Raw genomic sequence first — 11822 nt, forward strand, 5'->3', positions numbered from 1 at the left:
CATGACCGCCGATACTCACCTCCTGTGTGCTGCCCCACCGTCAGCCACCTGGAAGCGCCGCACACGCCTGCAACGCTTGGGCCAGGCGCTCGCCCCTTTGCTGGCGCGACCAGGCTTCAGCCTGGCGCTGCTGGTGGTGCTGTTCGCCCTGCTGGCGGCACTGGCGCCGCACTGGCTGACCAGTTTCGACCCTTACGCCACGTCGCCGGTCGACAAGCTACGGGCCCCTGACGCCGTCCACTGGTTCGGCACCGACGAGCTGGGCCGTGACCTGTATACCCGCGTGGTGTATGGCGCCAGCCTGTCGGTGCAGGCGGCATTGCTGGCAGTTGGCATTGCCCTGGCAGGCGGCTTGAGCCTGGGCGTACTCGCCGGGTTTGCCGGCGGGCGTCTGGATGCCGCCCTCATGCGCCTGGTCGATGTACTGTTGGCCCTGCCCGGCCTGCTGCTGGCCCTGGCCATCGTTACCGCTATCGGTTTTGGCACGGTGCCGGTGGCGATCGCCGTCGGCGTCGGCATCATCCCCGGCTTTGCCCGCACCACCCGCGGCGAAGTGCTGCGGGTCAAGACCCTGCCCTATGTCGAGGCCGCACGCCTGGGTGGCGCCAGCTGGCGCCGCACCTTGCTGCGGCATGTGCTGCCCAATGCCTGGGGGCCTGTGGCCGTGCTGGCCACCTTGGACTTCGGCGCCGCCATCCTGGCCACTGCCGGCCTGAGCTTCCTCGGTTTTGGTGCAGCACCGCCAGCGGCGGAATGGGGCACCTTGATTGCCAACGGCCGGCACTTCCTGATCACCGCACCCTGGGTGTCGCTGCTGCCCGGCCTGTTCGTAGTCGCCGTGGTGTTCAGCCTCAACCACCTTGCCCGCAGCTTCGAGGAACACCCACAATGAACAACCAGCCTTTGCTTGTGGTACGCGACCTCAGCATCCGTTATCACGCCTCTGGCCAGACCACGCAAGCCGTCAAGCACCTTGCCTTCAGCCTGGGCCAGGGCGAAACGGTGGCCATTGTCGGCGAGTCAGGTTCGGGTAAGTCGACCTTGGCAAACGCCCTGCTCGGCCTGCTACCAGGCACGGCGCGCATCGACAGCGGCCAGCTGTGGGTTGACGGGCTGGATGTGGTGCGCGCCAGCGAGCGGCAGAAGCGCCAGCTGCGTGGGCGTACGGTGGGCCTGGTACCGCAAGACCCGATGGTCAGCCTGAACCCCACCCTGCGCATCGGGCAGCAGATTGGTGAGGCACTGGTGCTGGCCCAAGGCGTCCGCTCGCGCAGCGTGGATGCCGATGTGCTGGCACTCCTCGCCCAGGTTGGCCTGGACAACCCGGCCCTGCGCGCCCGCCAGTACCCGCACGAGCTGTCTGGCGGCATGCGCCAGCGGGTGCTGATTGCCATCGCCCTGGCCGGCAACCCACGCCTGATCATCGCCGATGAACCCACCAGCGCGCTGGACGTGACCGTGCAACGCAAAATCCTCGATCATTTGCAGCGGCTGGTGGCCGAGCGTGGCATCTCATTGCTGATCATCACCCACGACCTGGGCATGGCCACCGACCGCGCAAACCGCCTGCTGGTGATGAAACAGGGCGAGCTGGTGGAACACGGCTCACCTGCGCAGATCCTGAAGGCACCGCAGCACCCGTACACCCGCGCCCTGCTCAATGCCGCGCCGGCATTCAGTGCCCGTCGCCAGCCCCGGCAACCGCCGCCGGGCGCAAAGCCGATCCTTAGCCTGCAGGGGGTTGGCAAAACGTTCGCGTTGCCCAAGGTAAAAGGCCAGAACAACGGCTTTGTCGCGTTGCAGGGCCTGGACTTGCAGGTTCACCCGGGGCAAACGCTGGCCATCGTCGGTGAATCCGGTTCGGGCAAGAGCACCACCCTGCGCATCGCCCTTGGCCTGGAGGCGCCCAGCCAGGGCCGTGTGCTGTTCGACCAACAGGACGTCACCGGCCACGGCTGGCGCCAGTTCCGCCCCTTGCGCCGACGCATGCAGCTGGTCCAGCAAAACCCCTTCGCCGCCCTCGACCCGCGTTTCACGGTGTTCGACAGCATCGTCGAGCCGCTGGTGGCGTTTGGCCTGCTCAAAGGTGCGGCACTGGAGCAGCGCGCACGCGAACTGATCGAACGCGTGCACCTGCCTCTGCATTACCTTGACCGCCTGCCCCGCGAACTGTCCGGCGGCCAGCGGCAGCGGGTGGCCATCGCCCGGGCGCTGGCACTACAGCCAGAACTGTTGCTGCTCGACGAGCCAGTAAGTGCGCTGGATGTATCGGTACAGGCACAGATTCTGGCACTGCTGGATGAGCTGCAACGGGAGCTGGGCATGGCTTATGTGCTGGCATCGCATGACCTGGCGGTGGTAGCGAGCATGGCTGACCAAGTGCTGGTGCTGCGCCAGGGGCAGGTGGTGGAGCGCGGGACGGTGGCGCAGGTGTTCGACAGGCCGACGAGTGATTACACGCGAGAGTTGATTGCTGCCGTGCCTGGGCGGTTGGTCACTGTTGCAGCTTGAGTTTGAAGGCCTCGGGGGCTGCTTTGCAGCCCATTCGCGGCACAAGGCCGCTCCTGCAAGGGACCGCGTTTCATCAAGGCAACGCGGTCCCTTGCAGGAGCGGCCTTGTGCCGCGAATGGGGCGCAAAGCGCCCCCAGCAATCTCAGGTCAGCCTCAAACTCAAAATGCATATCAAGCATCATTAAGCACTGCTGTTATTTTTGTTTTTCATAATTAGCATAGAACAACAAAGCCTTTCACAACCCCGCCCCACACCCGCTAAGGTCACTCCAGACCGACCCCTTTCCTGGCGGAGGCCGTCCACCACGACCACCCCAGGAGCCTTGCACGCATGCCACCTCTCTCACCCGCACCCCTGCTTCATCTTCGCCCACGGGCCAGGTGACGCATGACTGTCCCCATTCCATTTGCAACACAACCCACAGGTACTCCGATGAGCAAACGACAAATCCGCCTGGGCGCCATGATCCATGGCGTCGGCCACGGCTGGGGCGAATGGCGCCACCCACAGGCGCTGGCCGATGCCAGCGTCAATTTCGGCTTCTACAAACAGCAGGCAAAGCTGGCCGAGGCGGCAAAGTTCGACTTCGCCTTCATCGCCGACAGCCTGCACATTCACGCCCGCTCCAGCCCGCACTACCTCAACCGTTTCGAGCCGCTGACCATCCTTTCGGCACTGGCGGCGGTGACCGAGCACATCGGCCTGGTGGCCACGGTCACGGTCAGCTACACCGAGCCGTTCCAGGTAGCTCGCCAATTCGCTTCGCTGGACCTGATCAGCGGCGGGCGCGCAGGCTGGAACGTGGTGACCTCCTGGCTTTCCGGCACCGCTGACAACTTCGGCAAGGCTGAACACCCGCCGCATGCCGTGCGTTACCGGATTGCACGTGAGCATGTGGATGTGGTCAAGGGGCTGTGGGACTCATGGGAAGACGACGCCTTTACCCGCAACAAGCACAGCGGCCAGTTCTTCGACCCGGCCAAGTTGCACACCCTTGGCCACCAAGGTGAGTTCTTCAAGGTCAAAGGCCCGTTGAACATCCAGCGCTCGCCCCAGGGCCAGCCGCTGATCTTCCAGGCAGGCGTATCGGAAGACGGCCGCAACTTCGCGGCGCAGAACGCCGACGCCATCTTTGTCAGCCCGGAATCGTTCGACGACGCCCACGCCTATTACCAGGACCTCAAACAGCGAGCCGCACGCCATGGCCGCGCCCCGGACGCACTGTTCATCCTGCCCGGCATCCGCCCCATCGTCGGCCGCAATGTCGAGGAGGTCGAGCAGCGCTACCAGCAGGCCGTCGACCTGGTGAGCATCGAAGATGCCCTGGTTGCCCTGGGCCGCCCCTTCAACGACTACGACTTCAGCCAACATGATCTGGATGCGCCCTTCCCCGATCTCGGCACCCTGGGCAACGACAGCCACAAAGGCACCTCGGACCAGCTCAAGCAGCTGGCCCGGGATGAAAGCCTGAGCCTGCGCGAACTGGCACTGCGCTTTTCGCGCCCGCGCAGGGACTTCGTCGGCACCCCGGAGCAGGTTGCCGATGCCTTGCAGCACTGGTTTGAAAACGGGGCTGCCGACGGCTTCATCATCAACTCATTGCTACCTGACGGCCTGCAGTACTTCACCGAACACGTGGTGCCGCTGCTGCAAGCCCGTGGCCTGGTTCGCCGTGAGTACAGCGATACAACCCTGCGCAGCCATTTTGGCCTCGACGTGCCAGAAAACCGCAACACCCTGCGCCGCAACCAGGCAGCGCTTGCCTGAGCCCCCCAGACAAGGAGTTTTGTTTCATGAGCCTCGAGTTCATCGGCCTCATCGGCCCGCAGGAAAGCAGCGAATCCCAGGCACCCCGTGGCCCGCTGGTTGATCTGGCGTTCATCAAGGCCTTCTCCCAGGCCCAGGAATATGGCGGCTTCGACAAGGCATTGCTGGCGGTCAACACCAGTGCGCCGGACTCTATGATCCTGGCCAGCTACGTGGCAGCACTGACCGAGCGCATCGGCCTGCTGGTCGCCCACCGCCCGGGCTTCCAGGCGCCAACCTTCGCTGCCCGCCAGTTCGCCACCCTCGACCAGCTGAGCCGTGGCCGAGCCTCGATCAATGTCATCACCGGGGGCGACAGCGGCGACCTGCAGCGCGATGGCGACTTCCTCGACAAGGATGCCCGATATGCCCGCACGGATGAATACCTGCAGGTACTGCGCGACACCTGGACCCGCCAGGAGCCTTTCGACCACCAGGGCATCCACTACCGCGTTGAAGACAACCTGACCTTGGTCAAACCGGTGCAGCATTTGCCCATCTACTTCTCCGGTGCGTCAGACGCCGCGGTCGAAGTGGCCGCCAAGCACGCCGACGTCTACATGATGTGGGGCGAACCGCTGGAGCAGGTGCGCGAGCGCATCGCCAAGGTGCGCAAGGCCGCCGCGCGCTACGGGCGCGAGAAGCACATCCGCTTCAGCTTGTCGTTGCGCCCGATCCTGGGGGGCACCGAGGCCGAAGCCTGGGCCCGCGCCGAGCGTATTCTGGCCGATGCCCAGGAACGCATCGGTATCCGCCAGGGCAACCGCCGCGAGAAAAACTTCGGCAAGAGCAACGCCGGCTCCGAACGCCTGGTGCAGCTGGCCAGCCAGCGCAAGGTGCATGACACCCGGCTGTGGACCGAGATTGCTGCGTTGGGCGGCGGTGCAGGTAACTCCACCTCGCTGGTAGGCACTGCAGACCAGGTGGCCGAGGCCGCACTGGCCTACTACGAGCTGGGGGTTACTACCTTCCTGTTCCGTGGGTTCGACCAACTGCGCGATGCGGTGGAATACGGGCAGGACCTCATTCCCCGTATTCGGGCGTTGGTAGAACAGCATGAGGCTGGACGCAGCACCCGCACAGCCTAGATCCCGACTCGCAGCACCGGCCTCTTCGCGGCGGTTCGACGCCTCGACGAGCCCGCTCCCACAGGAAAATCACTGACCTCAAGGCCTGTGCAATTCCTGTGGGAGCGGGCATGCCCGCGAAGAGGCCGGTGCAGGCAAACACTTTCCCAAACACCCTACGCCAGCCCTGTCAGAGCCTGGCGCCTAGTCGCCTGCGTGCTCCACCGTATTCCGAGGACATGATGTCTAGAACACCGCTTTTCGCCCTGCCCCTGGCCTGCCTGCTCACCCCGTTCGCCGACGCTGCTGCAACCACCGAAGACCAACGCCTGGACACTGTCACGGTGATCTCCACTGGCATGCGTGGCAACCAGCGCACCGTCGCCGACAGCCCGGCCCCCATCGACGTGATCAGCAACGAACAGTTGCTGCGCACCGGCCGCGCCGAGCTGTCCGAGGCCATTTCCAAACTGCTGCCCTCGTTCAACTTCGGCACCAACATCGCCGGTTTCCAGTCTGGCGTGCGGCCGCTGAGCAACCGCGGCCTGGGCCCGGCCTACACCTTGGTACTGGTCAATGGCAAACGCCGCCACAACAGCGCCGTGCCGGCCAGCGGCTCGACGGACAACAGCGGTGCCAACGCCGTGGATATCGACATGATCCCGGTCAGCGCGGTGTCGCACATCGAAGTCCTCAAAGACAGCGCGGCGGCTCAGTACGGCTCGGATGCGGTAGCCGGGGTGATCAACATCATCCTCAAAAGCGCCAGCAGTGGCGGCCATTACGAAAGCAGCTATGGCCAGCTGTACAGCGGCCAGGGCGAAACCATCAAGCTGGCTGGCGACCAGGGTTTCGGCCTGGGTGACGGCGGTTTCCTGCACCTGTCGGGGGAGGCACGCAAGCGCGGCACCGCCAACTGGATCGACAAAGCCGACCCTGGTTACCGGGCCTATTTCGAGGACGACCGCCAGGCCGCCTGGGACCACCGCGCTGTGAAGAACGGCGACCCCGACCTGCGCGCCTTCAACCTCGGTTACAACGCCGAACTGCCCATCAGCGACGACCTGAAACTGTATTCGTTCGCCACCTATGCCGAGCGCAAGCTCGAAGCCTTCAACAACTATCGACTGCCCAACAGCAACGCCTCGATCCCCGAGTTGTTCCCCGGCGGGTACTTCCCGCTCAACAACATCAAAGACACCGACTACCAGTGGCTGCTCGGCACCCGGGGTGCCGCCGGCGCCTGGGACTGGGACCTGTCCACCACGTACGGGCGCAACAAGAACCAGCAGTCCAGCGACCTCACCATCAACCCTACCTACGGCCCGGCCTCGCCAACCTCGTTCGATGACCTGGCGACTTTGCAGTTCGACCAGTGGGTAAACAACCTGGACATCACCCGCGCTTTTGATCGCGTGTTTGGCCTGGCCGTACCAACCCGCGTCTCGGCGGGCCTGGAACACCGTTGGGAGCGGTTCCAGACCTTCGCCGGCGACCCCGTCGCCTACGGCGTCGGGCCCTACACTTACCCGGCCACCCTGGCCGACGGGCGCCCCAACCCGCTCTACGCGCTGGCCAACGGCCAGACCGCCGTGGGCGCCCAGGCTGCGCTGACCATCCGCCCGGAAGACGAGGCCGATGTGAAGCGCAACAACTATGCCGCCTACATCGACCTCGGCCTGGACCTGACCCCGCGCTGGTACCTGGGCACCGCCGCGCGCGTCGAGCACTACGACGACAACTCGGGCAACACCGCCAGCTTCAAGCTCAATTCACGCTATGAACTGAGCGAAACCGTGGCAATCCGCGGCACTTTGGGCAGCGGTTTCCGTGCCCCGTCGCTGACCCAGAGCGGCTATACGGTCAGCGACAACCGCACCGCGCTGGACGCTGACGGCAATGTGGTGCCGGCCTTGCGCCGCACCGTGGCGCCTGGCAGTGCCGCGGCGCTGGCATTCGGCGGCGACAAGCTCGACCCGGAGAAATCGCGCAACGCCGGCCTGGGCCTGACCTGGCAACCGGCGCGCCGTACCAGTGTCACCCTGGACACCTACCTGATCGACATCGACGACCGCATCCTGTTGACCGAAAACCTCTACGACCGGCAGAACGGTGCCGGTGCTATTGGCGATATGCTCCAAGCACTGGGCCTGGCACGCACCACCTGGATCAACTACTACACCAATGCCTTCGACACCCGTACCCGCGGCCTCGACCTGGTAGGTGACCACACCAGCGAATTCGGTGCCTGGCGCGATGTGCGCTGGACCTTGGGCTTCAACTGGAACAAGACCACTGTGCGCGGCAGCCGGGGCACGCCCGCAGCGCTGGCGGCAGCCGGTATCGAGGTGGTCGGCCATGGCCGCGAAGGTGACCTGGTGGCGGCCTCCCCGAAAACCAAATGGGTACTGGGCAGTCAGTGGTTGCTGGGTAGCTTCACCGGCACCTTGCAGACCACCCGCTACGGCAAGGTCGAAACCTGGCAGCAGAATCAGGCCCAGGACCGCACCTTCGGCGCCAAGTGGATTACCGACCTGGACCTGTCGTACCTGCTGTTCGACAGCTTGACCGTCAGCCTGGGCGGCACCAACATCTTCAATGTACGGCCCGACAAGAACGGCGTGTACAACGCCAACGGCAACCAGGCGGCCTACGGCAACCCGCCGTTTCATCCAGGTGGCGGGTACTGGTACACCAAGCTGGCGTATGACTTCTGAAAACATCCTTTGGGTTTAGCGCGGACCTCAGTGGGAGCGGGCAAGCCCGCGAATCAGGCAGATGCGGTGGATGGCACCGGCTTTGCCGGTGTTCGCGGGCGAGCCCGCGCCCACAATGATTGGGCAAACTTTCACCCTGAGCACGGCAGTCACTCGCACACATGGCAATTGACGCAAACCCCGCCCCATGCTCTCCTTATGCCTCACGTTCAGGTGCCCCCCAGGGGGTGAAACGGGAAACCGGTGCGTCGCAGGCCCTCCATCAGGGCCGGACAAGTCCGGTGCTGCCCCCGCAACGGTAAGCGAGTGAAGCGTCTGTGCCACTGTGCCTTGTAGTCCGGCATGGGAAGGTGACGCTTTTCAGGAGCCCTGCTCCTCCTCGCAAGCCCGGAGACCGGCCTGGCGTTCATGAACACCCCGCGGTGGGCGGGCGCTGTTGCATTCCCCTGGGCGGCCACGCATCAGGGATGCCGCGCTTGCCCGTTGCCCACAAAAAGCAGAGGAACGCGTCATGCCCGTCACCAGCGCCAAGCCACACAGCCTTGCCACCCCCGTCACCCTCAGCCAGCGCATCGTCATTGCCGTTGGCGCAAGCCTGCTGGGCCTGTGCCTGGTGTACTTCGCCGGTTTCTCGCACATCGAGGCCGTGCACAACGCCGCTCACGACACCCGCCACAGCGCCGCCTTCCCCTGCCACTGAGTACGCCTGATGATCACGCGCATTGCCCGTACCGCGGGCTTCAGCGGGCTGCTTGCGGCCCTGCTGCTGACCCTGCTGCAAAGCTTCTGGGTCGCCCCGCTGATTCTTGAGGCGGAAACCTACGAATCCTCGGCCCCGGCCGCACACCACGAACATGGCGGCGAAGTGGCCGCCCATGAGCACAGCGCCGACGCCTGGTCGCCGGAAGACGGCTGGCAGCGGGTGCTGTCCACCACCGGTGGCAACCTGGTGGTTGCGGTCGGCTTCGCCCTGATCCTCGCCGCCCTCTACAGCCTGCGCGAACCGCAGCGTGCCGGCACCGGTGTGCTGTGGGGCCTGGCCGGTTTCGCCGTGTTCTGTCTGGCGCCAACGTTGGGGCTGCCACCGGAACTGCCCGGCACCGCTGCCGCCGACCTGGGGCAACGCCAGGCCTGGTGGATTGGCACGGCCAGCGCCACCGCCCTTGGCCTGGCCTTGCTGGTGTTCGCCCGGCACTGGCTGTTGAAGGCGCTGGGCGCCGTGTTGTTGATAATCCCCCATGTGATCGGCGCGCCACAGCCCGACGTGCATGAAAGCCTGGCCCCCGCAGCACTGGAGACTCAGTTCAAGATGGCCTCCTGGCTGACCAACGCTGCATTCTGGGTGGCCTTGGGCCTGCTCAGTGCATGGCTGTTCCGCCGTTCCAGCCAGGCCTGATGCCGGCCTTCTATGCCGGCTTCGGCTGCCGCCGAGGTTGCCCGGTGGATACATTGCAAACCCTGCTGCACCAAGCCTTGGCTAGCCAGGGCCTGGTGCTCGCCGACCTGCGCGGCATTGCCAGCATCAGCCTCAAGGCCGACGAACCCGGCTTGCAGCAACTGGCCGAACGCCTTGGCTTGCCCTTGGTGCTGTACCATAGCGCACAACTGCAAGCCTTTGAGCCGCTGCTCAGCCACCGCTCTGCCACAGCCCATGCCCACAGCGGCTGCTGGGGCGTGGCCGAGAGCGCGGCACTGGCGTTGGCCAGCCAGCGGCCCGGCTGCACCGCCGGGTTACTGCTGACCCGCCAGGTACTGGGCCCGGCGACCCTCGCCCTGGCCTGCTGAACATTTCGCTCCTCTTTCCTGCAAGGACTTTCCATGACGGTGTACTTCATCGGTGCCGGCCCCGGCGACCCTGAACTGATCACGGTCAAAGGCCAACGGCTGATTCGCCAGTGCCCCGTGATCATCTATGCCGGCTCACTGGTACCTGCTGCCGTGCTCGAAGGCCACAAGGCCCAGATCGTGATCAACAGTGCCGAGCTGCACCTGGAACAGATCATCGCCGCCATGCGCAGCGCGCACGAACAAGGCCAGGACGTGGCCCGTGTACACAGCGGCGACCCCAGCCTGTACGGCGCCATCGGTGAACAGATCCGCCACCTGCAGGCGCTGGGCATCGATTACCAGATCATCCCCGGGGTCACCGCCACGGCGGCCAGCGCGGCGCTACTTGGCTGCGAACTGACCCTGCCACAGGTGGCGCAGACGGTGATACTCACTCGCTATGGCGACAGTTCACCCATGCCACCTGGGGAGCAACTGGGCGACCTGGCGCGCCACGGCAGCACCTTGGCGATTCACCTCGGGGTCAAACACCTCTCGCGGATCGTCGAAGAACTGCTGCCGCACTACGGTGCGCACTGCCCGGTGGCGGTGGTACATCGTGCCACCTGGCCGGATCAGGACTGGGTGCGCGGCACCCTTGGCGATATCGTCGAACGCGTCGCAGCCAAAGATTTTCGCCGCACGGCGCTGATCCTGGTAGGCCATGTGCTAGGGGATACCCCCTTCGCCGAATCGGCCTTGTACCGTGCCGGGCATGCCCACCTGTACCGCCCTGGGGACTGAGCATTGCCAGTATTGCCGCCCGCGTAGCAGACTCCGGGTTCCCGCCTGCGAACAGGAGTCACGCCCATGCTGGAATTACGCCCCAACTGCGAGTGCTGCGATACTGACCTGCCGGGCGACAGCCCCGATGCGCTGATCTGCTCCTTCGAATGCACCTTCTGCCGTGCCTGCGCCGACACACGCCTGCAAGGCCGCTGCCCGAACTGCGCCGGCCAGCTAGTGCCCCGGCCGACGCGTGTCGGTCAGGCGCTGGCCAATAACCCCGCCGCCACCCAGCGTGTGAACAAAGCGCACGCCACCTGCGCCTGACGCCCTTCCAAACAGACATCGCCGCTTTCTCGGGGTGATGTCTTTCACGCTTCTTGTAGGATTTTTCCACAACAAGCACGCGGATTATCAACACTTCTATACTCGGCATTACCAAACTTCGGGATTGGTCGTATCTTGCAGCGCTTCCGATTAACCCACTTGCAGACGTATTCCGGAGTGATCCAGGAAGCGGACCACATCCCGACAGGAGTTTTCCACATGACAACCGTGCTGATCGTCGACGACCACCCCATTGTCCGACTGTCCTTGCGCCTACTGCTCGAGCGTGAACGCTTTCATGTTGTCGGTGAGGTGGGTAACGGCAGCGAAGTGGCTCAGGTAGCCCGCGATCTGCGCCCCGATGTAGTCGTGCTCGATATTGGCCTGCCCGGTCTGGATGGCATGGAAGTGATCAAACGCCTGCAAAGCCTTGAGCCGGTGCCCAAGATCATGGTGCTGACGGGCCAAGCCACTGACCTGTACGTACGGCGTTGCCTGGATGCCGGCATCGGCGCCTTCGTCACCAAGGAAGAAGACCACGAAGCACTGCTGTTCGCCCTCAAGGCGCTGGTCAAAGGCTATTCGACCTTCCCGCAAATGTCGGTCAACAGCAACTCGCTGGAAAGCGAACCGGTGCGCCTTGCCAGCCTGTCGAACCGTGAAATGGAGGTGCTGCGGCGCCTGGCGCGCGGTGAAAACAACAAGAATATCGGTACCCGCATGAATCTGAGTGCCAAGACCATCAGCACCTACCGAGGCCGGATCATGGAAAAGCTCAAAACCGAATCTCTGGTCGAGATGGTCGACCTGGCCAAACGCAACAGCGTCTACTGAGCGTT

The 11822-nt window shown here is 64.6% G+C and carries 11 protein-coding genes, 1 pseudogene and 1 riboswitch; all 12 genes and pseudogenes read left to right on the forward strand.

The genetic code is table 11. From position 1 onward, the window contains the following. The first annotated feature begins 1 nt into the window (after position 1). The 12 genes and pseudogenes from LU684_RS22210 (at position 2) to LU684_RS22260 (ending at position 11817) form a co-directional block, all read left to right on the forward strand. The gene (locus LU684_RS22210; RefSeq protein WP_016486733.1) at positions 2 to 892 is read left to right on the forward strand and encodes an ABC transporter permease; all 891 of its coding nucleotides are present in this window, start codon (positions 2 to 4) and stop codon (positions 890 to 892) included. After that, positions 889 to 1746: pseudogene (locus tag LU684_RS30780) on the forward strand (ABC transporter ATP-binding protein); the annotation flags it as partial. The gene LU684_RS22210 and the pseudogene LU684_RS30780, both read left to right, overlap by 4 nt. A 12-nt stretch (positions 1747 to 1758) precedes the next feature. Further along, positions 1759 to 2511: an ABC transporter ATP-binding protein gene (locus tag LU684_RS30785; protein ID WP_442964208.1), complete on the forward strand. Its 753-nt coding sequence runs from the start codon at positions 1759 to 1761 to the stop codon at positions 2509 to 2511. Positions 2512 to 2945: 434 nt separating this feature from the next. Further along, positions 2946 to 4280: an LLM class flavin-dependent oxidoreductase gene (locus LU684_RS22220; RefSeq protein ID WP_060516412.1), complete on the forward strand. Its 1335-nt coding sequence runs from the start codon at positions 2946 to 2948 to the stop codon at positions 4278 to 4280. Between the two features lie 26 nt (positions 4281 to 4306). Next, positions 4307 to 5407 carry an LLM class flavin-dependent oxidoreductase gene (locus LU684_RS22225; protein ID WP_232895038.1) on the forward strand — a complete coding sequence of 367 codons (1101 nt, stop codon included), beginning with the start codon at positions 4307 to 4309 and terminating at the stop codon, positions 5405 to 5407. A 221-nt stretch (positions 5408 to 5628) separates the two neighbouring features. Beyond that, complete coding sequence (locus LU684_RS22230; protein ID WP_232895039.1) at positions 5629 to 8103, forward strand: TonB-dependent receptor plug domain-containing protein; 2475 nt, start codon at positions 5629 to 5631, stop codon at positions 8101 to 8103. Positions 8104 to 8297: 194 nt separating this feature from the next. Next, positions 8298 to 8520, forward strand: a riboswitch (cobalamin riboswitch). A gap of 94 nt (positions 8521 to 8614) precedes the next feature. Then, positions 8615 to 8803, forward strand: coding sequence for a CbtB domain-containing protein (locus tag LU684_RS22235; RefSeq protein ID WP_016486728.1), 189 nt, complete (start codon positions 8615 to 8617; stop codon positions 8801 to 8803). A gap of 9 nt (positions 8804 to 8812) precedes the next feature. Beyond that, entirely contained in the window at positions 8813 to 9499 is a 687-nt protein-coding gene (locus LU684_RS22240; RefSeq protein WP_016486727.1) for a CbtA family protein, read from the forward strand. Beyond that, positions 9499 to 9888 carry a cobalamin biosynthesis protein gene (locus tag LU684_RS22245; RefSeq protein ID WP_024717644.1) on the forward strand — a complete coding sequence of 130 codons (390 nt, stop codon included), beginning with the start codon at positions 9499 to 9501 and terminating at the stop codon, positions 9886 to 9888. The genes LU684_RS22240 and LU684_RS22245 overlap by 1 nt, the downstream gene beginning before the upstream one ends. Before the next feature lie 33 nt (positions 9889 to 9921). Continuing rightward, entirely contained in the window at positions 9922 to 10674 is a 753-nt protein-coding gene (gene cobM / locus LU684_RS22250) for a precorrin-4 C(11)-methyltransferase (protein WP_016486725.1), read from the forward strand. A gap of 66 nt (positions 10675 to 10740) precedes the next feature. After that, positions 10741 to 10983, forward strand: coding sequence for a DUF1272 domain-containing protein (locus LU684_RS22255; protein ID WP_016486724.1), 243 nt, complete (start codon positions 10741 to 10743; stop codon positions 10981 to 10983). 219 nt (positions 10984 to 11202) lie between these two features. Further along, positions 11203 to 11817, forward strand: coding sequence for a response regulator transcription factor (locus tag LU684_RS22260; RefSeq protein WP_016486723.1), 615 nt, complete (start codon positions 11203 to 11205; stop codon positions 11815 to 11817). Positions 11818 to 11822: the final 5 nt, after the last annotated feature.

Origin of the sequence: Pseudomonas sp. NMI542_15, assembly GCF_021283425.1 — a bacterium.
Taxonomy (GTDB): Bacteria; Pseudomonadota; Gammaproteobacteria; order Pseudomonadales; family Pseudomonadaceae; genus Aquipseudomonas; species Aquipseudomonas fortuita.